Below are 26,496 nucleotides of genomic sequence, written 5' to 3' on the forward strand. Positions count from 1 at the left end.
GGTGGCTTCTTCTTCAACTGGTTGTGCGGGTCGCTTCGTAGCTTTGGCGCGGGGTGGTTGGCGATGTCGGCACAAGATCAGGATATTCGGGGTGATTTCGATGTTTGAGGGGGTTGGGACGAGGCGCGCTGCGACGCTGTGTCGTGGTTTGCGCGGTCCCGCAGGGCGCGGGGGCGGGCTGATCGGCTGCGCTGTGCTGGGGGCGGTGCTTGCGGTTCCGCCTACGGCATTTGCGCAGCAGGGCGATGTTCGCGCGCCGGCGGTCGTGGCCGCAGCGCCGGGCCAGGTTTCTGAGCCGTCCTCTTTGTCGCTGGATGATCTGATGGCGCAGGCGGCGCGGGCCAATCCGCAGGTATTGTCGCAGACCGATGGCGCGCGGGCGTCGGCTTATGAGGTGGCGAGTGCGCGCTGGGCGTATTTTCCCGAGCCGGCGTTCGAGAGCGAGCGGGGGCGGCGGGGCTATGTCGTCACCGGCACGCTGACGCAGCCGGTCTGGACCTTCGGGCGGATCGGTGCGAACGTCGATGCCGCCAAGGCGCGGCTCTCCTCGGCGGAAGCGGCGGTTGACGCGACCCGCTACCAGGTCGCGTTGCGGGTGATCGACAGCTATGGCCGGTTCGTGGCGGCGCGTCTGGGCGCGCAGGTCTATGCGGCCGACATTGCCCGGCTGGAAGCGCTGGAAGGCATGATGCGCCGGCGGGTGGCCACAGGCCTGTCCGCGCCGGTCGATCATAATCTGGTGCTCACCCGGCTGAGCCTCTCGCGCAACACGCTGACCAACTATCAGGCGATCGAGCAATCCGCGGCCGAGGCGCTGAGCCAGCTGACCGGGCGGCCGATCGATCCGGCGCGGATCGCGTTCGACGTGGCGGCAGGCGACGAGCCGCTGGATGTGCGCAGCGAGGACCTGCTGGCACGCAGCATCGAGACCAACCCGGCGCTGCTGCGGGCCGAGCAGGAGATCGGGGTGGCGAAGGCCGAGGCGCGGGTGGCGTCCAGGGCGATGATGCCGACCATCTATGCGCGGGCCGAACAGCGCTTCTCGGACGATCGCTATTATGCCTCGGCGCTGCCTGACACGCGGGTCGTGGTCGGCGTGAAGTTCGCCTTCGGCTCCGGGCTCGCCTCGGTGGAGCGCATCCGCGCCTCGCAGGCACTGGAGAGCGCGGCGCGCAATGCTCGCGATGCCTATCGGGCCGATCTGACGGCGGAGGTCGCGGCGGATCTGGCGAGCTGGCGCGCGGCGCGCAGCCTGGTGCGCGAGCTGCAGGTCAGCCGGGGCGTGCAGCAGCAGACCTTCGAATCCTACAACCGGATGTTCCTGGCCGGCAAGCGCAGCTGGCTGGACGTTCTCAATGTCACCCGAGAGCAGACCGACATCGAGCGGAGCCTGAGCGATGCGCAGGTCCAGCTTTTGATCGCCCGCTACCGCTTGCGCCTCAAGGAAGGGGCCTTCCCATGGAACTGATTGCAGGGCCTTCACCGGCCGAGACTCCCGCCGGCGCGCCTGAGAGTGCGTCCGAGGACGTCCTCTTCATGGGGCCGCCGCCCGCGACGCCCTTTGCCGATGGCGTGATCTGGCTGGGCGGGCGCCTGGCGACGGCGCTCGCGTGCCAGGGCGGTCTGACGCGGCGCGACGGTCGCCGCATCCGCGCGCTGTTCAGTGCTGGCGCATCGGGGGCAGGCGCTCCGGGCGAGGAAAGCCGCATTGCGGCGCGCGCGGCGCTGGCGCTGTGCGAGACGCTGCGGCTCAAGCTCTCGCGCTGGCGGCGCGAACCGCATGAGGCGGACCTGCCGATGATCGCGCTGGTGCCAGGCGCCGGCTATCGCATGGTGCTGAGCCTGAGCAACGACGGCACCTGGCTGTGCGAGGGGCCGCAGGGTCGCGAGCGGATGGCGGCATGGCCCGAAGGCACGATGTTCGCCGGCGTCACCCCGCGTGGCGAGATCGCCCATGCGCGCACCGCCAAGGGCGTGTTCGAGGCGATCATGGCCGTCGACAAATCCTGGGTGGTGATGGCGGCGCTGGCCTCGACGCTGGCGAGCATCCTGGTGCTGGCAACCTCGCTTTACTCGATGCAGGTTTATGACCGGGTGATCGGGCAGGGCGGTGTCTCGACGCTGATCGTGCTGACGGTCGGCACGGCGATCGCCATCGGCATTGAGTTCGCGCTCAAGCTGGCGCGTTCGGCCATTGTCGACAAGGCGGTGCATCGCATCGATCTGGAGGCGGCGATGAGCGTCTTCCAGCGGATGCTCTCGACGCGGCTCGACCAATATCCGCCGAGCGTGGGGACGTTCGCGGCGCAGGTGCGCGGCTATGAGGGGGTGCGGGCGTTCATCGTCGCGCGCAAGCTCTATCTGTTCACCGACGTGCCGTTCGCCTTGTTCTTCCTGGCGGTCATCTTCCTCATCGGCGGGCCGTTCGTGGCAGCGGTGCCGGCCCTGGCGTTCGTGGTGGCGGTCGCTGCCGGGCTGCGCTCGCGCCGGGCGATCGAGGCGCACAGCGCGCGGGAAAATCTGGTCGGTAACCAGCGCTATGGCCTGCTGGTCGAGACGATCCAGGGCGCCGAGTTTTTGAAGGCGAGCGGCGGCGAATGGCAGATGCGCAACCGCTGGAACGATCTCTCGCGCCGGACCGCCGACGAGATGACCGAAATCCGCCATCTCAACGAGACGGCCGGCTATATCTCGGGCCTGGTCCAGCAGATCAGCTATGTCAGCATGGTGGCGACCGGCGCTTATCTGGCCGCGACGACCACCAGCCTGACCGTGGGCGCGATCATCGCCTGCTCGATCGTCTCGGGCCGGGTCCTCACCCCCGTCAACGCCATTCCTGGGCTGCTGGTGCAGGGCGCCAATGCCAAGGTCGCGCTCGACAATCTCGAGCGGCTTTACGCTTCGGAGCAGGACAATGACGGCATCGATGCGCCGCTGGTGCCCGATGCGATCCAGGGCCGGGTCGAGGTCGCCAATCTGGAGTTCGCCTGGGCCTCGCAGCCTGCGCCGCTCAAGCTGCCGGCGCTGACCATCGCGCCGGGCGAGCGGGTCGGCATTTTGGGCGCGGTGGGATCGGGCAAGAGCACGCTGCTCAAGCTGCTCGCCGGGCTGGTCAAGCCCGAGCGGGGGCATGTGCTGCTCGATGGCCTGGATCTGCAGCATATCGCCAGCGAGCGGCGGGCCGAGCTGATCGGCTATCTGCCCCAGCAGGCACGGATGATCAGCGGCACGCTGCGCGACAACCTCACCATGGGCCTGCCTTATGTGAGCGATGAGGAGCTGGTCGCAGCGATCCAGGCGACTGGTCTTGCCGGCTTCCTCGCCGGGCGTCCCGAGGGTGTGCATCTGCGCATTGCCGAAGGCGGCGGGGGCCTGTCGGGCGGTCAGCGCCAGCTTATCGGGCTGACCCGGTTGCTGCTCGCGCGTCCGCAGGTGTGGCTGCTCGATGAGCCGACCTCGTCGATGGACGATGGCACCGAGGAGCGCTGCCTCTCGGCCCTGCGCGCGGCGGTTCAGCCTGGCCAGACGCTGGTGCTGGTCACCCACAAGCTGCGCCTGCTCGAGCTCATCGACCGGCTGATCGTGCTGACCCCGCAGGGCATCGCGCTCGATGGCCCGCGCGACGCGGTGATCGAGCGGCTGCGGCAGGGTCCGGCAGCGCAAGCTGAGCATCACAAGGGAAGCGTGGCATGAAGATGGAAGATCCAAGGGCGATGCGCGCGGGCCTGGGCAGCGTGCGCCAGCAGCTGGCCCGGCTTCCGCTGGGGCCGGGGGGCTGGTTCATCGTGATCACCGGCCTTGGCATCATCGCGCTGCTGATCTGGGCAAGCGTCTCGCAGATCGACCAGCTGGCCCGCGCCCGGGGACAGGTGATCGCGCTGGCCCGCACGCAGGTCATCCAGGCGGCGGACAGCGGCGTGCTGGCCGAGATGAAGGTCGAGGAAGGGCAGATGGTCCGCAAGGGCCAGCTGCTGGCTCTCATGGACCAGAGCCGCGCCTCGGCCGCCTATGACGACAGCCGCAACAAGGTGGCCGCGCTCAAGGCGACGCTCGCCCGGCTGCGGGCCGAGGTTTACAGGCAGGCGCTGGTGTTCCCGCCCGAGCTGGAAGCCTATCCGGCGTTCCGCAGGAACCAGACCGATCTGTTCAACCGGCGCCGCCAGGCGCTCAACGAGGGCATTGGCGCGCTGGTCCAGAGCCGGCGGCTCGTGCAGGCCGAGCTCGACATCACGCAGCCGCTGCTGGAGGCGGGCGATGTCGGGCAGGCCGAGGTGATCCGCCTCAAGCGGGGTGTGGCCGAGCTCGACGGGCAGATCGTCAATGCCCGCAACAAATACTTCCAGGACGCCCAGGCCGAGATGACCAAGGCCGAGGAGGATCTCGCGACGCAGGAAGAGGCGCTGCGCGAGCGCTCGGCGGTGTTCGGCTTTACCGAGCTGCGCGCGCCGCATGACGGGCAGATCCGCAAGATCAACGTGACCACGCTGGGCGCCTCGGTGCGGCCGGGCGATGCGATCATGGAGATGCTGCCCACGACCAGCGAACTGATCGTCGAGGCCAAGTTCAGCCCGGCCGATCTCGGCTCGGTCAAGGTCGGCCAGTCCGCGCAGGTCAAGCTCGATGCCTATGATCCCAGCATCTACGGCAGCCTTGCCGGCGAGGTCGTCTACATCAGCCCGGATGCGCTGAGCGAACCCGGGCCGCAGGGCAGCGAGCACTTCTATTACCGCGTCCACATCCGCCTGAAGGATCGCGGCGCGGGTAACGCGGGCAGCAAGCCCATTCAGGTCAGCCCCGGCATGACCGCCACCGTGGAAGTGCGCACCCACAAGCGTTCGGTGCTCACCTACCTCACCAAACCCATCACCAAAACCGTCGATGAGGCGCTCGGCGAGCGCTGACCTCAACCGCACACAGCTTTGAAGACACAGCTTGGAATACAGGGAGCCAATGACATGACCAACAAGAGCGAGACGCAGGCCCAGATGCAGGCAGAGATGCAGGCAGAGATGCAGGCAGAGATGCAGGCAGAGCTTCCGGCAAACGCAGCCGTTCCGGCCGAGCAGGCCCAGGCTGTGGCCAAAGCTGCAGCGGCTCCCTCCGCTCAGGCCGCCGCCGGTCATGCACCTGTGGCGCCCGCGGCCTCACACGCGACCCTTGCCGCGCACAGCGCCACGCCCAAGAAGGTGAAGGCCAGGACGCACAAGAAGGACGACGAGGACGAAGCCGCCCAAAATGGCGACCAGAAGGATGCCGACACCGCGCAGGCCGACGATGCCGACCAGCCCGAAAGCGCCGTGCAGGCCTCGGCCGCCGGTGGACAGGGTCATGTCGGCGAAGGCCAGTGGGCCGATCGCGTCTATGCCCAGGGTGCTGCCGGCGCCGGCGCTGGCGGCGGATCGGGCAGCTTCTTCTCCACGCCCGCCTTTTATGTGCTGGGCGCTGCCGGTGCGATCGGCGCCGGGTTCGCGATCTTCGGCGGCGGCAGCGACGAGGCGAGCATCGCTGCGCCCAAGCTCGCGCTGAAGACCGACACCGGCGCTTCGGCGACCGACTACATCACCCAGGACGGCACGATCAACGTCTCCGCCATCACCGGCACCAATGCCTGGGAATACTCCACCAATGGCGGCTCGACCTGGACCGCCGGCACCGGCACCAGCTTCACGCTGGCCGAGGGCAGCTACGCCGCCGGCGCTGTGCAGGTTCGCCAGAAGGACGCGACCAGTGGCAAGACCAGCGAGGCCGGCAAGATCGCCAACGCCATCACGGTCGACAAGACCGCCGCCGCCGCACCGGTGATCAATGCGGTCGCCGGTGATGATCTGGTCAACCAAGCCGAAACCCAGGCACCGGTCAGCGTCTCGGGCACGGCCGAGGCCGGCACCAGCATCACGATCACCTGGGGCACCGCCAGCAAGACGGTCACCACCGCCGCCAATGGCACCTGGACGGCCAGCTTTGCTGCCAACGAACTGCCCGCCGACGGCGCCTATACCGTCACCGCCAAGGCCACCGACGCCGCCGGCAATATCTCCGCAACAGGCTCACGACCGGTTACGATCGACAGCAATAACTATATCACCGGCTCCGTCTTTGCCGGGCCGACTGGCGCCGGCATCGAGATCAAGGCCTATAAGGAAGACGGCACGCTCCTCGGCTCCGGCGTCACCGACGCCAATGGCGCGTTCAGTATCGCCGTCAAAGGCTATACCGGCTACGTCATGGTCGTCGCGACCGACCCGCTCGCGAACGCCCAAGGCTATCTGAACGAAGCGACCGGTCTGCAGGCGGACATCGACGTGGCGCTGCGTGTCGTTACGACGATCGAGGCCGGTCAGGATCTTGTCGTCAACATCACGCCGTTCACCGAGGCTGCGGCGCGTCTCATGGGGCTTGCGAGCGGCAGCTCGAACATGACCGGTCTGACCGCGACAGCTGTCACGCAGGCCAATGCCACCGTCGCCACCTTGTTCACCGACGATGTAGATACGTCGCTGCCAGCGCAGCTCGCAAAGCTGGTCATCGACAGCAATGGGGCCAACACTGCCGCGTCCGCGAACGTTTACGGCGTCTACCTCGCCGCGCTTCAGGGCTGGGCGCACAGTGAAGGCCTCACGCTGGATCAGGCGATCCAGCAGATCGTCGATGCCATCACCACCACCGCCAAGGGCGCCAACACCACGCTGGCCGATCTGGGACAGGCGCAGGGCCAGCTGCTCGCCGACATTCTGATCCAGGGTTTTCACGATGTCACCCAGGTCAATCCGGCCTTGGCCAATGCCTCGCTGCCGCAGGCCCAATTGCAGCAACTCGGCATGATCAACGACACGACCGGGCCGGCATTCAGCGACGGCAGCACGGTCAGCGTGTCCGTCCTCGAAACGGCGGCCCCCGGTACGCTGCTCTACACCGCGACGGCCTCCGATCCCTCGGGCAAGACGAGCTATTCGATCGCCTGGGGCAGCGGTCCCGCGCCCTTTGCCGCCTATGACATCGCGGATTTCTTTACCATCGATCCGCAGACCGGCGTGATCAAGACGGTTCAGACCCTTGATCATGAGGATCGCGCCAGCTGGTCGATCGAGGTCACAGCGACGGACTTCTGGGGCAATCAGAGCGTTCAGGCGGTCACCGTGAACGTCGGCAATGTCAACGAAGCGCCGGTTCTGGATCATCCGCTCGCTGATCAGGTCGCCACGGCCAATCAGCCGTTCAGCTACATCATCCCCAGCGACGCCTTTTACGATGTCGACGGCGATACGCTGACCTACGCCGCGCAGCTTGTGGATGCGCAAGGCAATGTCTCGGCCCTGCCGAGCTGGCTGACGTTCAATGCGCAGACGGGCACCCTCAGCTCCACGGCCGCCCAAGCGCTGACCGACCCGATCACGATCTGCGTGACAGCGTCCGATGGCAGCCTCACCGCCACCGACGATTTTACCCTGTCGATCGCGAGCGCGCCGGTCGTCACGGAAATCGTCGCGAACAAGGCGGTTGCGATGGGAGCGAGCACCGTGACGTTCACGGTCACGCTCAGCGAGGGGGTCACTTATCCGTCGAGCCCTGTTCCAGAGGTTGTGCTGCGGTTCGTTGCGACCAACACATATCTTGCGACAGCCACTTTGGACGGAGCCGCCACGGCCGCGTTGAACGACCCGACGAAGCTGGTGTTCACGGCTCAAGTGCCGGTGACGGACACCACGGAAGTGCGAATCCTGGCACTGAACTTCACGGACGTGACGGGTCTGGTGTCCGGCGAGCCGGTCTCTTCGGACTCAGGTCAGCTCGTGACCTACGGGGCGCTGCCGTTCGTTGTCGACAGCACGGCGCCTGCCCTCACCAGCGCGACGCTCACCGTGAACGAGAACGCCACTGCGGTGGGGACCCTCTCCGCCAGCGAAGCGGTGAGTTGGGCCCTGGCGCCCGGCGGCGATGCTGGCCTGTTCACGCTGAGTTCTTCAGGGGCGCTGAGCTTTGCCGCACCGCGCGATTACGAGACGCAGGCCCACAGCTACACCATCAACGTCAACATGACGGACCTGGCGGGCAACATGACGTCGCAGGCCGTCACGGTAAACCTGGCCAACGTCAATGAAGCGCCGGTCGTCGCGCATCCGCTCGCAGATCAGGCGACCGTGCAGGGGCAAGCGTTCAGCTACACCGTGCCGTCCAACAGCTTCTCGGACGTGGATGCCGGCACGACCCTGACCTACACGGCTCAGCTGGTGGGCAGCGGCGGCGCCCTGTCGGCCTTGCCGTCCTGGCTGACCTTCAATGCGGCGACCCACACATTCTCCTCGACGTCCGCGCCGGCGCTCGCCAGCCCGATCACGGTGCGGGTGACCGCGTCCGACGGCAGCCTGTCGGTCTCGGACGATTTCACCGTCTCGCAGGCCTCTGTGCCGGTCTTCTCCACCAACCTGAATGGCGTCACCAATCTGGATGTGCGGTCCGACGTGGTCTTCAGCGCGAGCGAGAATATCGCACTGACGACGGTCGACGGCACGTACACGATCAAGCTGGTCAATGATGCCAACAGCGGATCGAAGACGGGCTATTCCGGCACACTCGGGGAATCCGTCGACAACACGCAGACGCTGGTCGTCACTGTCAGCGGCGGGGTGGCTTCCGCCAAGTGGAACGGCGCGACGGTGAACGTCAACGACGTACTCTCCGTCTCTGGCAACAAGCTGATCATCGATCCGGTCTACGACCTCGATTTCTCGAACAATTACCATGTCGAGATCGGCGCGGGACTGTTCATCGGGCAGACCTCTGGCCTTGGCAACGCGGCGGTGGCGAGCGGTGCGACCTTCGCGACCGTCACGCCCAACACCACCGGTTCGGGGGCAGCGCTGGTCTCGGGCGGAGCGGCCTCGCAGATCATGCATGCAGACGGCACGCTAGCTGCCAGCCATAAGTGGGTGGGGATCGATAACGTCGGCAACACGGCGGTTGCCTCGGCTACGTCCATCGGCAGCCTGTCTGCCGCGGGCTATGCGCTGGTGGTCAGTGACCGCGACGCCTCCGCTGACATCGGCACCTGGGACTTCTGGGTGCGGGCGACCGACTTCGGTGCCGACGATCTGGTGTATCTCGATAATCAGCAGAACGGCACTGCGGGCTGGGATTTGTCTACCACATCCTTTGCCAGTGGCGATTCGCCCAATGACAACGATACGCGCGTCGGCTTCGGCACTTACAACGTGACGGCGCCGTTCCCGAACAGCAGCCAGTCGTACATCGACCTCGATATTGGTGGTGAATGGCGTGAAACGCCTGACGCTGTTCAGACTTATTTCCAATCTGCGACGCCGCTTTTCGTAGGCGGGTGAATATCCATCAGGGCCGGATGAGCATCCGGCCCTGAACACTGGGACCTGTGGGATAATCGAAAGACGAAATATTCAATTTTACTTTCGTAGGGGGCAAAAAATGGCCACGACTTCAAAATATATCATTATGAGCACTGCTGCCGATAATTCCAACATTATCGACTTCGGACTGAATTACGGTACGCTTTCGCTGGACGGGCAGGAGATGCAGTTTCTCGGTTCGGCTCTGGTCGATGCCGTCTTCGTCCGACCGGGCGCGACTTATTCCCTCAGCATGGGTGCGGGCGCAGATCGCATATATTTTGAAGGGGCACTGGCCGACTATACGCTCACCAGATCTGGCGCGACGCTCACGCTGACGCGGACGGCTCAGGGCAAAGTGGAGACGGTCAGTCTCGCCGGCGCTAACTCCGCGACGACCCCTGATGTGCTGGTGTTCTCGGATGGCAGCGTGGCGGCCAATGCGGTGTACAATCATGTCTCGAAGGGTGACCCATTGCCGGTGCCGTCCGGCGAGACATCTGTCGCGCCGAGCGGCCCGGCCGCGCCGGCGGCAGTCCTGTCCGCGACGGTCAAGGTCGTGTCTTTCGACGGGACTGGCGAGACGATTGCGCTGTCCAAACCGGGCATGAAATTTCAGGTGCTGGGCAATGCCGGCGTCGATGTCGTTTACGTCTCTGATGGTGCGACGGTCGATGCCTCGGCGCTCGGAAACAGCACCGATATTGTCTACATGCGTGGTCACTGGGCCGATTACACCAAAGTGGTCTCGGGCTCGAAGATGACCTTGGCCCGGACAGTTGGCGGTCAGCTCGAAACAGTTGTCGTCTCGGCCGCCGGCAATGCGCTCAACGATCTCCTCGTCTTTGCTGACGGCGCCGTGCGCTCGCAGGTTGCTGGCACGGCTGTGAAGGCGGACGCCAACGTCGCGATTGCGGCTATCTCCGGCTACGACGCAACGACGATCACGCCCGGTCTCAACGAGGCGCCGGTGCTTGCAGAGGCACTTGTCGATCAGATGACGGTCGAGGGGCAGGCGTTCACTTACAGCATCGCGGCCGGAAGTTTCACGGACCCGGATGGAGATGCGCTGACCTACACGGCGCAGCTGGTCGATGCGCAGGGCAATCTCTCCGCATTGCCGTCCTGGCTGAGCTTCGATGGCGCGACCGGCACCTTCTCGTCCACGTCCGCGCCGGCACTGGCCAATCCGATCACCGTTCGCGTCACGGCCTCGGATGGGAGCCTGTCGGCATCCGACGACTTCACCATCGAAGCGCATCCTGTGCCGCTGCTTTCGACCAATGTCGATGGCGTGACCAACCTTGATGTGCGGTCCGACCTCGTCTTCACCTCGAGCGAGGACATCGCTCTGACCGCTGTCGACGGCGTTTATGAGATCAAGATCGTCAACGATGCCAACACGTCCGCTAAGGCGGGATATTCCGGCTCGTTGGGTGAAGCGATCGACAACACACAAACGTTGGTCGTCACCGTCGTCGACGGCGAGGTCTCGGCGACCTGGAACGGTGCGACCGTCGCCATTGCGGATGTCCTCACCATTTCGGGCGACAAGCTGATCATCAATCCCAAATATGATCTCGATTTCTCGAACAATTATCATGTCGAGATCGATGCGGGCCTGCTCGTTAGCGCGACCTCGGGTCTCGGCAATGCGGCCTTGCTCAGCGGCGCGACCTTCTCGACCGTCACGCCCAACACCAGCGGCACCGGAGCCGCGCTCGTTACCGGCGCTGCGGCTTCGCAGACCATGGTGGCGGATGGCTCTCTGACCGCAGGCCACAAATGGGTCGGCCTCGACGGTATTGGCAACACGGCGGTCTCGGCTGCCACGTCGATCGGTAGCCTTGCCGCGGATGGTTATGCGCTGATTGTGACGGACAGGGACGATTCGAGCGTGGTCGGTACCTGGGACTTTTGGGTCCGCGCGACCAATTTTGGCGCTGACGATCTCGTCTATCTGGACAACCAGCACAACGGAACGAGTGGGTGGGATCTCGCAAGCACCTCGTTCGGAAGCGGCGATGCCGCCAACCCGAATGACACGCGCGTCGACTTCGGCACCTACAGCGCAACTGCGCCATTCCCAAACAGTAGCCAAGCCTGGATCGATCTCGATATCGGTGGCGAGTGGCAAGATTCGCCGGCCGCTGCGCAGGCTTTCCTACAGTCACAAACAGCTCTTTTTGTAGGCGGTTAAATCATGCCGGGCCAGATCGAAATCTGGCCCGCCTTAACGCGTTTCCTCGAGAACATTTTCTAGCAGAATTTTTTTGAAATTCTCTTCCGGAGTCAAAGGTCATGGCAATCACGTCGAAATATATCATCATGAACACCACCAATGGTGGCAACTTCATCGATTTCGAGCTGAATTACGGAACGTTGTCTCTGGATGGGCAGGAAATTCAGTTTCTGGGCTCCTCTTTTGTGGACGCCATCTTCATCCGTCCCGGCGCGACCTATTCGCTGAGCACAGGTGCGGGCGCGGACCGCATCTATTTTGAAGGATCGCTGGCGGATTATACGGTAACGCGGACCGGTGCGACGCTGACCCTGTCGCGCACGGTCGAAGGTAAGGTCGAGACGGTCAATCTCGCCAGTGCCAACTCGGCCACGACGCCCGACGCGCTGATTTTCGCGGACGGCACGGTCGCGACCAACGCGCTGTACAATTATGTGTCGAAAGGCGACCCGCTCCCGGTGCCGTCCGGCGAGACCTCGACTGCGCCGACCGGCGCTGCGGCGCCGGGCGCGGATCTTTCCGCCACCGTCAAGGTCGTGTCCTTCGATGCCAACGGTGAAACCATTTCCCTCTCCAAGCCGGGCGTGACTTTCCAGATTCTCGGTAACAACGGTGTTGATGTCGTCTATGTGGCAGATGGGACGACCATCGATGCATCGGCGCTGGGTGGCGGTACGGACGTCATCTATTTCCGCGGCCGGTGGAGCGATTACACCAAGACGGTGAGCGGCTCGCGTATGACGCTAACCCGCACGGTGGGCGATAACGTCGAGACCGTGACGGTGTCGGCAGCGGGCAACACGCTGAACGATCTGCTCGTCTTTGCCGATGGCGCGGTGCGCTCGCAGGTCGCGGGCACAGCGGTCAAAGCCAATGCCACCGTCGCCCTCGCCGACCTGTCCGGCTACGATCCCGCCATGGTGACGCCCGGCCTCAACGTGGCGATCCAGTCCATCGCTCAGCCGGCCGCGCCGAGCTGGTTCAAGGTTGGCGACACGCTCAGCCTCACGCTCAATTTCTCTCAGCCGGTCGTGTTGGCGCAAGGCAAGACCGTCACGGTCGTGGCGTTGATCGGCGGGCAGGAAGTGCTGCTGACGGCAACCGGCACCAGCGCAACGGCCGCTGGCGTGCGCGGGCTGGAGTTCACAGCCGCGCTGGCCGGCAATCTCTATGATGGCGACGGCATCACGCTTAAGGCGGACAGCCTCGCGCTCGGCACCGCGACCACGGACGACTTCAAGGGCGACGGCGGCCTGCCCGTCGTGCTGACGTCACCGGCGATTCAGGCGCCCAATATCCGCGTCGATACCGGCGCGCCGGATGCCGCGACGCTCAACCTTGTCGGGAATGCGATCAAGGGCGTCGACGCGGCGCTCTCTGCGGATGGCGTGTTCTCGCTGACGGCTGAAAACCAAGCCACCGTGCAGATCGAATTCCGCAGCGCCAACGGCGTGGTCGTGCGGACCGTCACTGGCACGGGCGCCGCGCAGGCGATCACGCTCAGCGCCGCCGATCTGGCCGAGCTAGGCGACGGCCCGGTGCAGGTCTCCGTGCAGGTCACCGATGCTGCCGGCAATGTGTCCGCGCAGAGCGACCTCAGCTTCACCATTGACGGCGAGGCGCCGGGCGCACCGGTGCTGGCTCTGGGCACGGGCGTCGGAACGGGCGCGACGGCGGCGGAAGCCACGTCAGCCAACGGCGTGGTCCTCGTGACTGCCGAGGCCGGATCAAGCGTGACGGTGACCTTCACCAACGGCACCAGCAGCATCACCAAGCAACTGAGCGCTGACGGGACGGCACAGCCTGTCGTCTTGACGGCGGAAGATCTGGCGACGCTGGGTGATGGCCAGATTGCCGTGTCGGTCACGGCGACCGATTCTGCCGGCAATGTCTCGGCGGCGACGCCGGTTGCCTTCACGCTCGATACCGTCGCGCCCAGCGCGATGGTCGCCAGCGCGGATGCGCAGAGCGGGATTATCTCGATCACCGGTCAGGAAGCCGGATCCACCATCGAATACAGCATCGATGGCGGGCAGAGCTGGAGCCAGAGCTTCGCGGCGCGGGCCGGCACCAATGCCGTTCAGGTGCGCGAGGTGGACGCTGCGGGCAATGCCTCGGCGCCGCAGTCGCTGAGCTTCAATCTGGCGACGGCGCTGCCCGTGCTGTCGGTCGGGCTGGCGCAGGATAGCGGCCTCTCGGCCATTGACGGGCTGACCAGCAATGGCAGCCTGCAGGTATCCGGCGTGAGCGCGGGCGCCACGGTGGAATATAGCGTCGATGGCGGGCAGAGCTGGACCAGCGCCTTCACGGCGGTGGAAGGGCTCAACCAGGTTCACGTCCGCCAGACGAACGGGACAGACGTCTCTCCGCCGGTCCTGCTGGTGTTCACGCTCGATACGCTCGCGCCGGAGGCGCCCGCGATCACTGTCGCTGCGAATGTTGCGAACGGCGCGACCGCTGCGGAAGCGCTCTATTCCGGCGGCGCCGTGCAAGTGGCGGCCGAAATCGGCACGTCCGTCGCGGTGATCTTCGCCACCGCGCAAGGCAGCGTGGTGAAAACCGTCTCTGGGATTGGCGCCGCGCAGGCGGTCGTTCTCGATGCTGCGGATCTCGCCATTCTGGGTGACGGCGAGGTGGCGGTCTCCGCTATCGCGACCGATGCATCCGGCAATGCGTCGGCTGTCGCGACGAGCGCATTCACGCTCGACACCACGGCCCCGAGCGAACCGCTTCTCGACCTGATCGGCGATGCGCAGAAGACAGCGGCGGAGGCGACGGGCACTGAGGGCGCCATGGCGGTGACGGCGGATGTCGGCACCAGCGTGCGGCTGGTGTTCAACGGCACGAGCGGGACGGTGACGAAGCTCGTGCAGGGCACGGGCTCGGCGGTCGCAGTCAGCCTGACGCAGGCCGAGCTGACCACGCTCGGCAACGGCACTGTCGCCGTTTCGGCCACGGCCAAGGATGGCGCCGGCAATGTGTCGGCAGCGTCCGCGCTGAGCTTCGCTCTGGACACGGGTCTGCCCGATGCGCTCGTCGTCGAAGGCAATGAATATACCGGAATCCTCAGCATCACCGGGCAGGAGCCGGGTGCGCTGATCGAGTTCAGCGTCGATGGTGGCGCGACCTGGAGCAAGAGCTTTACGGCCAATCCGGGGCCCAATTCGGTAATGGTGCGCCAGACCGACGTCGCCGGCAACATCTCGCCGGCCACGCTGGAGGAGTTCACGCTCGATCCCTCGATCACCCTGACGTCGCTCTCCCTCTCGCTCGGCAATGATACCGGCGTCTCGAACACGGATGGCGTGACCTATGACGCCAGCCTGGTCGTCGGTGGCCAGGAGAGCGACACCGCGCTGCAATACAGCCTCGATGGCGGCGAAAGCTGGAGCGACAACATCGGCAATCTGGACGGGGCGACCCTGCTGGCTGTCCGGCAGTTCAATGCCGTAAGCGGCAAATTCTCTGCCGCGTCGATGATGAGCCTGACGGTCGACACAGCGCCGCCCGCCGCGCCGACGGTCACGTTGGGCGCAGGCGTCGCCGATGGCGCCTCACTGGATGAAGGCACATCGAGCGGCGGTGTCGTGCGCGTCACTGCGGAAGCCGGGTCCACCGTGGTGGTGACCTTCACCGGCGCCGACGGCGTCGTGGAAAAGACGATGACCGGCACCGGTGCCCCGAAGGCGGTTCTCCTCTCGGCTGCCGAACTGGCCCAGATCGGCGATGGTCCGGTGGCGGTCACGGCCGTGGCCAGCGATGCAGCCGGCAACACCTCGCTGAATGGCACGGCCAGCTTCACCCTGATGACGGCGCTGCCTGACTCGCCGCTGCTGCAAATCGTCGGGAGCGAGACCAAGTCGCTGGCCGACGCCCTCTCGACCGACGGCGTACTGACGGTGACAGCCGCAGCAGGTCTCGGCGTCCGCCTCGTCTTCACCGGCGTGAGCGGCACGGTCGTCAAGGTCATTGCTGCAGCGAGCGGCGGTGAGGACATCATCGCGATGACGTCCGGCGATCTCGTGACGCTGGGCGACGGCCCCATCCTCGTGACCGCGCTTGCGCTGGACGTGGCCGGGAACGCTTCGGCACCGGCGACGCTGGACTTCAGTCTGGATGCGGTGCCGCCCGCGGCGCCGCTGCTCACGCTCGGCGTGGGCGTGGAAAATGGCGGTGCGACCTCGGCCGAGGCCAGCGCCGGCGCCGTGCTGGTGAAGGCCGATACCGGCACCATCGTCACGCTCACTTTCACGCGCGGCAGCAACGAAGTTGTGAAGGCTATCACGGCCAACGGCGCCTCGCAGGTGATCCATCTCACGGCTGGCGACATGGCCCGGCTGGGCGATGGACAGATCCAGGTGACGGCCGTCGCCACGGATGTCGCCGGCAACCAGTCCGATCCGGCCCAAGCGGCCTTCATTCTCGACACGGCCGTGCCGGTTGCTGGCCTCACGCTGGTCGGTGGCAGCACCAAGTCCTCCGCTGACGCGCTCTCGGTGGACGGTGTCGTGCTCGCCGCTGCCGAAAACGGCGCGGCGATCAAGGTGACGTTCAACGGTTATTCGGGCCGCACGGAAACGGTCAATCTGATCGGCACCGGCACGGCACAGGCCGTGACGCTGACGGCAGCCCAGATCGCGGCCCTGGGTGACGGCGTCGTCCAGGTCTCGATGGTCGTCACTGATCTGGCGGGCAATCAGTCCTCGCTCGAAAGCCTGACGTTCAATCTGGACGCTGGCGCACCGGAAGCACCGACGCTGACGTTGGCCACTGCCGCTGCGAACGGCGCAACGGAAGCGGAAGCGACGGCCCCCACCGGGATTCTCACACTCTCCGCTGAGCCCGGTGCCGTCGTCTCGGTGACCTTCAGCGGGTCCGTCGGCAGCGTGACCAGAACGCTGGTCAGCGATGGCGCACCCAAGACGATTGTCCTCACCGCGCTGGAACTGCAGACGATCGGTGACGGCGCCGTGTCGGTGTCAGCCGTCGCCAGCGATGCCAGCGGCAATGTCTCCACCCCGGCGACGTCCAGCTTCACGCTGGACCGGCAGGCGCCCCTTTCGCCAACTCTCGCCCTCGGTGCCGGCGTTGCCGGCGGTGCCACGCAGGCCGAAGCGCTCGCGAGCACCGGTGTGGTCACCGTGCGTGCGGAAGGCGGGTCGGCCATCACGGTCACCTTTGCCGGGTCGCTAGGGACAGTCTCGAAGCAGCTGGTCGCCACGGGTGCGGTTCAGGCGGTGACTCTCACTGCGGCTGACCTTACCACGCTGGGGGATGGCGCCATTTCTGTAACCGCCACGGCGACGGACGCGGCCGGCAATGCCTCGCCTGTGGGCACGCCGCTCGAGTTCGCGCTGGATCGGGTGGCGCCCAGTGCGCCGACCCTGGCGCTCGGCACCGGCATCGCAGACGGTGCGTCGGCAGCGGAAGCGTCCTCGCAGGGGGGCGTGGCTCTCGTCACGGCCACGGCCGGGCTGACGGTGAGCGTCACGTTCAAGAATGGCAGCAACCAGATCGTCAAGGAAGTGGCGGCCACGGGCGCGGCGCAGGCGGTGGTCCTGACCGAAAACGACCTGGCGACGCTGGGCAGCGGCACGATCTCGGTCAGTGCCCTGGCCCGCGACGAGGCGGGCAACGCCTCGACGGCCGCCACGTCCAGCTTCACGCTGGATACGGTGGCGCCGGCGGCTCCGCTGGTCTCGCTGATCGGTGCTTCGGCCAAGACCAGCACCCAGGCTGCCAATGTGCTGGGCGTCGCTCAGGTGACCGCGGAGAATGGCTCGGCTGTCACGGTGACGTTCACCAATGGCATCAACAGCGTGGCCAAGACGCTCACCGGTACGGGAGCGGCGCAATCCGTTGTGCTGACGGCCGGTGACGTCGCATCGCTCGGCAGCGGCACCATTGCCGTGTCCGTCACCGCGATCGACGCGGTGGGGAACATCTCGCAGTCCGGCAATGCGACCTTCGTCATCGACAACACGCCGCCTGCTGCCCCCGTCATCGAGCTGGGTGCAGGCGTGGCGGATACCGCCTCGCTGGCGGAAGCCACGGCGAGCACGGGCGTCGTAACCGTCGCGGCGGAGGACGGCGCGACGGTGACTGTCACCTTCACCCGCAGCGGCAATACCGTGACCAAGACGGTCACCGGCGCTGGCACGGCAAAGGCTGTGGTCTTGACGGCCAGCGATCTGGCAGCGCTCGGCGACGGAACGATCTCCGTCTCCGCCATCGCGAAGGATGTGGCCGGCAACACCTCTGCTGCGGCCACACCGGCAAGCTTCGTGCTGGATCGGACGCCGCCCACGGCGCCGGTGCTGGCGCTTGGCGCCGGCGTCTCCAATGGCGCGACGCTCGCCGAGGCAAAGGCCGCCACAGGCGTGGTGACCGTCACGGCCGAGACTGGCGCTGCCGTCACCGTGACCTTCACCAATGGCGTGAACAGCGTCACAAAGACGCTGACCGGCACGGGCTCGGCCCAGGCTGTCACGCTGACCGCCGCCAATCTGGCGACGCTCGGCAACGGCACCATCTCGGTGTCCGCAGTGGCCCGTGACACGGTCGGCAATGACTCGGCGGCGACGAGCCGGACCTTCACGCTCGACATGACCCCGCCCAACAATCCGACGCTGACGGTGGTCGGCTCCACGGAGAAGTCCGCGGCGGCAGCAAGCAGCTCGGCGGGGGCCGTGACGGTTTCGGCCGAACTCGGCTCGGCCGTGACCGTGACGTTCACCAATGGCGCCAATGTCGTGACCAAGACCATGACGGGCACCGGCGCCCCGCAGATCGTGACGCTCAGCACCACGGATCTGGCGACCCTTGGTGACGGCTCCGTTTACGTCACGGCAACGGCGACCGACACGGCGGGCAACGTCTCCGCTGGCGGCGGTTCGGTGCAGTTCACGCTGGATCGGGTCGCGCCGAATGCGCCCACGCTCACGCTTGGCGCGGGCATTGCCGACGGTGCCTCTATGTCCGAGGCGCTTGCCGAAACGGGCGTCGCGACCGTTACAGCCGATGCTGGCTCGCTGGTCACCGTAACCTTCGTCAACGGCTCCAACACCCTGGTGAAGAATGTCGTCGCCACCGGTCTCACCCAGTCCGTCACGCTGACCCAGGCGGATCTGACGGTGCTTGGCAATGGTACGATTTCGGTGTCGGCGGTCGCCACGGATGTGGTCGGCAATGAATCGGCCGAAGCCAGCCGCACCTTCCTGCTCGACATGACGCCGCCCAACCCGTCCGTCCTCGCGCTGGTGGGCTCGCCCGCCAAAACGACGGCGCAGGCAACCGGGGCCGGGGGGGTCGTCAAGGTCACCACGGAACCGGGCGCCACGGCAACGATCACGTTCACCAGCACGGCGGGGGTCGTGAAGAAGACGTTGGTCGGCACCGGCGTGGCGCAGACGGTTCTTCTCTCGGCTGCTGACGCGTCCTCTCTGGGTAATGGCACGGTGACTGTTTCCGTGCAGGTACAGGACTCGGTCGGCAATCTCTCGACCACTGCCACGACCAGCTTCACCATTGATGACGTCGCGCCGAATGCGCCCGTCATCGTGCTGGGCACCGGCGTGGCGGATATCGCCTCGGCGGCGGAAGCCACGGCGGCCACCGGCGTCATCACTGTGCAGTCGGAAGCCGGCGCCGCCATCACGGTGACCTTCACCAATGGCAGCAAGAGCGTCACCAAGGCGCTGACCGGCACGGGATCGGCGCAGGCCGTGGTGCTGAGCGCCGCTGATCTTGCGACGCTGGGAGATGGCACGATTGCCATCAGTGCGAGCGCCAAGGACGCCGCCGGGAACACATCGCCCGCAAGCACCAGCAGCTTCACGCTGGACAGCATCGCGCCGGTTTCGCCTACCCTTGTGCTCGGTACGGGCATGAGCGACGGGGCCACGCTGGCGGAAGCCAGAGCGGCGACCGGCGCCGTGCTCGTGACAGCGGAAGCTGGCACGACGGTCACGGTGACGTTCACCAACGGCAGTGCGAGCGTCGAAAAGTCGATCGTGGCCGCCAGCGGTCCGAACCCGGTGACGCTCTCGGCATCGGATCTCACGTTGCTCGGTAACGGCACGATTTCGGTTTCCGCCGTGACCAAGGATGCGGTGGGCAACGCCTCGACGCCGGTGACCGCCAGCTTCACGCTGGATATGGTCGCTCCGACATCGCCGACGCTTGCCTTGCTGGGTGATGCCACCAAGTCGTCCACCGGCGCTGCGGCCCCTTCGGGCGTGGTGACGGTGACGGCGGAAGCCGGCGCCGTGGTGAAGGTCACCTTCGCGCGTGGCAGCAACACGGTCGTGAAGACCCTCACAGGAACTGGGACCGCACAAAGCGTCGCGCTCTCGGCGGCCGAAGTGGTCGCCCTGGGCGATGGCACCGTGGCCATCACGGCCGTGGCGACTGACCCGGCGGGCAACGCTTCGTCTATTGCCTCGGGGGTCCAGTTCACGCTGGACCGTGCAGCGCCGGGTGCACCCACGATCACGCTCGGCACGGGCGTCGCCGACATCGCTTCGGCGGCGGAGGCCACCGCGGCAAGCGGTGTGATCAGCATCACCGGCGAAATCGGTTCCAGCATCTCGGTGGTGTTCTCGAACGGCTCGAACAGTATCGTGAAGACGCTGACGGCGACTGGCTCGCCTCAGGCTGTCGTGCTGACCACGGCTGATCTGCAGGCGCTGGGTGATGGCACGATTGCCGTCACCGCGCAGGCGAAGGATCCGGCGGGCAACGAGTCGGCCGAAACGGCCAGCAGCTTCGTGCTCGACCGGACGCCACCGGCGACGCCGACCATGACCCTCTCGGACGGCATCGCCGGTGGCGCTACCGCCCTTGAGGCGCTAGCGAGCACGGGTGTGGTCAAGGTGACGGCGGAGGCCAATGCGCTGGTCACGGTCGTCTTCACCGCCGGGGCCAACAGCGTCACCAAGACGTTCACCGGCAATGGCCTCACCCAGACGGTGTCGCTGACCGCGAACGATGTGGTGAAGCTGGGCAACGGTGCGGTGTCGGTCGCCAGCTTCGTGACGGACGCGGTCGGCAACCAGTCGGCAGCCGCCACCAGCACATTCACCATCGACACCGTGGCCCCGACCAGCCCCACGCTGCTGCTCTCTGGCACGGCATCGAAGAACACGGCACTAGCGACCGGCACGGTGGCAACGGTGACCGCCGAACAGGGCGCGACCGTTACCGTGACCTTCATCCAGGGCTCGATCGAGATCACCAAGACGCTGGTCGGCACGGGCGCGGCACAGGATGTCGTCCTCACGGCGACCGACGTGGCCAGCTTTGCGGACGGTGCCATCACCTTCTCGGCGTTGGCGCGGGACCCCGCGGGTAATATTTCTGCCGCCTCACCGACCCGTCAGTTCACGCTCGACCGGGTGGCGCCGGCAGCGCCGGTCATCGCGCTCGGAGCGGGAGTCGCCGATGGCGCTTCCTCTGCGGAGGCGGTAGCCGCGGGCGGCGTGGTTACAGTGGCTGCTGAAAATGGCGGCACGATCCAGGTGGTTTTCATCGGTAACAGCGGCCCGGTCACCAAGACGGTTGCCGCAGATGGAACCGCCAAGCCGATCGTGTTGACGGCGGCCGATCTCGTGACACTGGGCAATGGCAATGTGCTCGTCTCGGCGCAGGTGACGGACGCCGCAGGCAATGTCACCACCGCCGATCCACTGACCTTCCTGCTGGATACCGTCGCGCCGACCGCGCCGGTTATCACCCTGCCGTCTTATTTCACGGGCGGTGCTTCGAGCGCCGAGGCGTTGAATGCCGCAGGTGCCGTTACCGTGACGGCCGAGGCCGGTTCGGTGGTCACTGTGACGTTCGCCGGCACACTTGGCCCTGTGGTGCGGACGGTGATCGGCACCGGCTCGGCCCAGGCGGTGACGCTCGATGCGTCCCAGCTCACCACGCTGGGCAACGGCACTGTCACCGTCACGGCGACAGCGACCGACGCCGTGGGCAACATCTCGGCGACAAGCGCCAGCACCACCTTCGTACTCGATACCGTCAATCCGACTGTCGTTCTAAGCACCGGTAGTGGTGCAAACACCAACAGCGCCACGGTGCAGTCCTCGGAACTCGGTACGGTCTATATCGTCAATACGGCGATGATCCCGACGGTGACGAAACTAGAGGACATTACTGGCATCGACGGGAAATATTGGAACTCCGTCAACATAACCACCGCAAACAGTAACACGACCATGCAAATGCTTGGCTTGGCTAGCGGAAGTTATAAGGCCTATTCGGTCGATAATGCCGGGAACATCTCTGCGGTTAGCGCGAATACCTACACGGTGAATGCCGTGGTTGAGGCCGGCGCCGTCTTTCAAGCGTCGAATTCGATAGGTTTTGGCTTCTTCGGTTCGTCGACCAACGAGTTCGTCGGTAACTCAATCGATTACGCCGGCGATGTGAACGGCGATGGCTATGGCGACTTCATCGTGGGCTCTACGGCAACGGGCAACTGGGCCCGTGCCTATGTCGTCTTCGGCGGCCCGACCAATCTGAGTGGCCCGTATAATGTCAGTTCGCTCATAGCCAGCAACAACACGCTGGGCTTCTACATCAGTGCCTCTCAATATGCTGAATATGCAGGCCATACCGTGTCCAATGCCGGCGACGTCAATGGCGACGGCCTGAACGATCTTCTGGTCGGCGCCTATGGCCGCGACAATACCAATGACCTGGCCGGGGGTGCCTATATCGTTTATGGCAAGACCGGCGGAACCTTCGTCGATCTCGCGCAGCTGCCCGGTGCGGTCGGCGCGACAAAATCGAACGGCTTCGCTCTGATAGGCAGCAATACGGATGGTCGCGCCGGTTGGTCCGTCTCTGTCGCAGGCGATATTAACGGTGATGGCTACGCTGATTTTCTTGTCGGTGCCTATTATCAGGATGTCGGGTCTGCCAATGAGGCCGGGAGAACATATGTCGTTTACGGTCGGTCAAATAACACCACCATCGACCTCTCGGCGCTCACGGCGGCCAGCAATACGCTCGGCTTCATGGTCGAAGGGTCGAGCACCAGCGATCAATTGGGCTTCTCGGTCAGCGATGCCGGGGACGTCAATGGCGATGGGCTGAGCGACTTCATCGTCTCGGCTAACGTAGCCGATACCCCTGGGAGCAACTCTGGTGCGGCCTATGTCGTGTTCGGCCAGACTGGTATCAGCGGCGCTAGCCTGAATGTCTCGGCCCTGACAGCTGCGACCAATACGCGTGGTTTCATGATCAGCGGGTCGAGTGCGGGTGATTATTTGGGTTTCTCCATAGCCGGCTCGGGCGACATCAATGGTGACGGCCTGTCCGATCTGGCCTTTGCCGCCGCCTATGCGGATACGTCTGCATCGAATGTAGGCAAGTTCTACGTAGTCTTCGGCAAGTCGGACGGGGCTGGCGTTGGCGCCAGTGCCCTGTCCGTAGCCGGCAACACGCTTGGCTTCGTCATTAATGGGTCCAGCACTGACGATAATGCTACCAGCATCTCGGTGATCGGGGACATGAACGGCGACGGGCTGGCCGATCTGCTAGTCGGCTCAAGCGTTTCCGATTCGAACGGCGGCACAGATGCAGGCAAGGCCTATGTCGTCTTCGGTAAGACGGACAGCAGCGCCGTGGACCTTTCCGCCCTCTCGGTTGCCGGCAATACGCAAGGTTTTGCGATCAATGGCACGGGGCAGGTGAGTGCGTTTTTTGGCAAGTCCGTGTCGGCGGGCGATCTCAATGGCGACGGCTTGGTCGATCTGATGATTGGCGCGAACTATTACGACTACTGGAATGCCGAGGGCGGCGGCGTCTTCGTCATCTATGGCTCGACCTCGGGCGTATTTTCCAACGCGGCCAAGGTCAGCCAGATGGGAACCAGCGGAGCCGACACGCTGATCGGCACGTCCGGCAACGACTCGCTTGTCGGTGCCGTGGGCAACGACGTGTTACGCGGCAATGGCGGCGCGGACGTGCTTTATGGCGGTGCGGGCAATGACCGGATCATCGTCAACGCGGACAACGTTGCCAAGCTCGGCCAATCCGGCGCGAGCATCCAGGGCGGCCTCGGTACCGATACGCTGGCACTGGACGGAGCGGGCATCACGCTCGATCTCACCACGCTGAAGGATGCCTTCGTCAAGGGCATCGAGAAGATCGACCTCACCGGCTCGGGCAACAATACGCTCAAGCTGAACCTGACGGACGTGCTCAACCTGCACGATCCGGAGGAGAGCGCGTTCAACGAGTTCGAGGCGCTCACCGGCAAGGTCGGCAAGCAGCAGATGATGGTCGATGGTAACAGCGGCGATGCCCTTCAGCTCGTCGGTAGCTGGCTCGACAGCGGTGTGGACGTGCAGGACGGCACCCGCAGCTACAGCGTCTACAATTATGCCGGGGCTGCGGTGCAGTTGCTGGTGGACAATCAGGTCACCGTGACGGTGCAGGACAATGCTGCTCCGGCGCCGAGCTTTGCGGACACAAGCGTCAGCGGAAGCGGCACGGACTTGGCCGTCGTCCGCTCGACCGAAGTGGGCACGCTCTATCTGGTAAACACCACGGCCATTCCCACGGTCACCACGCTGGCGGACATCACCGGCAAGGACAGCAAATACTGGAACTCGGTCGCCATCACGGCGGCCGGAACCGACACCAACCTCAGCCTGCTTGGCTTGGCCAGCGGCACGTACAAGGCCTATGCGGTTGACGCTTTGGGCAATCTCTCCTCGCCCAGTGCCAACAGCTTCACCGTGACGCCCGTCATCCAGGCGAGCGCGATCATGCAGGCCAGCAATTCGCTGGGCTATATGATCGCCGGTTCCAGCGGCACCGAGTCCTTCGCGGCATCGGTGAGTGCGGCGGGCGATGTGAACGGGGACGACTATGCCGACTTCCTCGTGTCGGTGGGGGGCGCCAACCAGACCGCCTCGAAATCCTATGTCGTCTTTGGCGGACCCAACAACATCTACGGCAGCGTGATCGACAGCATCTACACGGTGGCAACCGGAACGGCAGGCTTCGCCATTCTGGCCTCGTCGGCAAGCGATTATCTTGCCAATGCGGTGATTGCAGGCGACGTGAACGGTGACGGGCTGGGCGATCTCATCGTCGGCGCCACGGGTGTCGACAATGTCGGTACGAATGCCGGGGCCGCCTATGTCGTCTATGGCAAGACCAGTGGCGCGACGGTCGCATTGTCGAGCCTGTCCACTGCCGTATCGGCAGGCTTCCAATTGCTGGGCGGTACGGCGAATGAACAAGCCGGCTTCTCCGTGTCCGCCGCTGGCGACATCAATGGCGATGGCTATGCAGATCTGCTGGTGGGGGCGATCTCGACCGGCGCTAGCGCTCAGGGTCGGGTCTACGTTGTCTATGGCCGCGCCAACAACAGCAGTATCAACCTGTCGGCGCTGACGGTGGCGACGAACACGCTCGGCTTCATGATCGATGGCTCCAGCGCCAACGACCAACTCGGCTGGAGTACGACCGCACTTGGCGACGTGAACGGGGACGGTCTGGCCGACTTCCTGATCGGTTCGCCATACATCGACGCGAATGGCACGACGGACGCGGGCGCGGCTTATGTAGTGTTCGGGCGGGCAGGTACCAGCGGAACGCCCATCGCCCTAACCGCGCTGACCGCGGGGGGCACCAGCACCCTCGGCTTCGCAATCAGCGGCTCGGTTGCCAATGATCATACAGCATGGTCGATCGCCGGCAGTGGCGATATCAATGGCGACGGTCAGATGGATCTCGTGATGACGGCCCGTCTCGCGGATGCGTCCGCCGGTGGCGACGCCGGCAAGACCTATATCGTTTACGGCAAGACCGGCGGTGCGGGCATTAATCTGAGCGCGCTCTCACTCGCCACGAACACGCAAGGGTTCATCATCAATGGGTCCAGCGCGAACGATTTGCACAATAGAGTTTCGGTGATCGGCGACATGAATGGCGATGGTCTGGCCGACCTCGCAATCGGGTCTTGGCAGGCGGATACCAGCCTGGGGACCGATGCCGGCAAGGTCTATGTCGTCTTCGGCAAGACCGACGGTAGCGGGGTCGATCTTTCCGCGCTCAGCGTGGCTGGCAACACACAGGGCTTTGTCATCGAAGGCAATCAGGCCGGTACGTTGACCTTTGGCGCGGTGGCCGGCAGCGACCTCAACGGCGACGGCCTGGCCGACCTGATCATCGGCAGCAGCAATGCGGATGTGAATGGCCTGACCGACAATGGTGCTGCCTTCGTGGTCTACGGCTCGACCTCGGGTGTCTTCTCAACCACCAAGGTCAGCCAGATGGGCACCAGCGGTGCCGATACGCTCACCGGCACCTCAATCAATGACTCGCTGATCGGCGGTCAGGGCAACGACGTGCTCTTCGGCAAGGGCGGCATCGATACGATCTATGGCGGTAGTGGCAATGACCGGATCGTACTCAATGCCGACAATGTGGTGAAACTCGGCCAGTCCGGTTCCAGCATCCGGGGCGGTCAGGGCATCGACACGCTGGCGCTGGAGGGAACGGACATCATCACCCTCAACCTCACCACCCTGAAGGACGGTGTGATCAAGGGCATCGAGAAGATCGACATCACCGGTGCGAGCAACAATACCCTGAAGCTGAACCTGACCGATGTGCTCAACCTGCATGATACGGACGAAAGCGCGTTCAACGCGTTCCAATCCATCACCGGCGCGACTGGGAAACAGCAGTTGATGATCGACGGCGATGCCGGAGACTCGGTACAACTGGTCGGGGCCGGCCTGTGGGTAGACAGCGGCCAGGACTATACCGACGGCGGTGTCAGCTACAGCCTGTACAACTACAACGGGGCTGCGGTTCAGTTGTTGATCGACAACGCGGTCACCACGACCGTTCTCGCAGCCTAAGGTC

Annotated in this window: 5 protein-coding genes and 2 pseudogenes; all 7 read left to right on the forward strand. The window is 65.1% G+C overall.

Features of this window, described 5'->3' with window-relative positions:
• The first annotated feature begins 100 nt into the window (after nucleotides 1-100).
• The 7 genes and pseudogenes from M2334_RS02800 (at nucleotide 101) to M2334_RS02825 (ending at nucleotide 26,492) form a co-directional block, all read left to right on the forward strand.
• On the forward strand, nucleotides 101-1,468 hold the full coding sequence (locus M2334_RS02800) for a TolC family protein (protein ID WP_264606024.1): 1,368 nt from the start codon (nucleotides 101-103) through the stop codon (nucleotides 1,466-1,468).
• 548 nt (nucleotides 1,469-2,016) lie between these two features.
• Nucleotides 2,017-2,790, forward strand: a pseudogene (locus M2334_RS16690) (ABC transporter transmembrane domain-containing protein); the annotation flags it as partial.
• 237 nt (nucleotides 2,791-3,027) lie between these two features.
• Nucleotides 3,028-3,693: pseudogene (locus M2334_RS16695) on the forward strand (ATP-binding cassette domain-containing protein); the annotation flags it as partial.
• The gene (locus tag M2334_RS02810) at nucleotides 3,690-4,901 is read left to right on the forward strand and encodes an HlyD family efflux transporter periplasmic adaptor subunit (RefSeq protein WP_264604741.1); all 1,212 of its coding nucleotides are present in this window, start codon (nucleotides 3,690-3,692) and stop codon (nucleotides 4,899-4,901) included. The pseudogene M2334_RS16695 and the gene M2334_RS02810, both read left to right, overlap by 4 nt.
• 54 nt (nucleotides 4,902-4,955) lie before the next feature.
• Nucleotides 4,956-9,338, forward strand: a complete 4,383-nt coding sequence (locus M2334_RS02815) for a putative Ig domain-containing protein (protein ID WP_264604742.1) — start codon at nucleotides 4,956-4,958, stop codon at nucleotides 9,336-9,338.
• 100 nt (nucleotides 9,339-9,438) lie between these two features.
• A complete protein-coding gene (locus tag M2334_RS02820; protein ID WP_264604743.1) occupies nucleotides 9,439-11,559 on the forward strand; it encodes a putative Ig domain-containing protein in 2,121 nt (706 codons plus the stop codon).
• 101 nt (nucleotides 11,560-11,660) lie between these two features.
• Entirely contained in the window at nucleotides 11,661-26,492 is a 14,832-nt protein-coding gene (locus M2334_RS02825) for a beta strand repeat-containing protein (protein WP_264604744.1), read from the forward strand.
• Nucleotides 26,493-26,496 lie beyond the last annotated feature (4 nt).

This window comes from Sphingobium sp. B11D3D (genome assembly GCF_025961755.1).
Taxonomy (GTDB): domain Bacteria; phylum Pseudomonadota; class Alphaproteobacteria; order Sphingomonadales; family Sphingomonadaceae; genus Sphingobium.

What these genes read in the sequence shown, in the direction of transcription:
- M2334_RS02820 (WP_264604743.1), top strand. Translation starts at nt 9,439, where the DNA reads ATGGCCACGACTTCAAAATATATCATTATGAGCACTGCTGCCGATAAT.
- M2334_RS02825 (WP_264604744.1), top strand. Translation starts at nt 11,661, where the DNA reads ATGGCAATCACGTCGAAATATATCATCATGAACACCACCAATGGTGGC.
- M2334_RS02815 (WP_264604742.1), top strand. Translation starts at nt 4,956, where the DNA reads ATGACCAACAAGAGCGAGACGCAGGCCCAGATGCAGGCAGAGATGCAG.
- M2334_RS02800 (WP_264606024.1), top strand. Translation starts at nt 101, where the DNA reads ATGTTTGAGGGGGTTGGGACGAGGCGCGCTGCGACGCTGTGTCGTGGT.
- M2334_RS02810 (WP_264604741.1), top strand. Translation starts at nt 3,690, where the DNA reads ATGAAGATGGAAGATCCAAGGGCGATGCGCGCGGGCCTGGGCAGCGTG.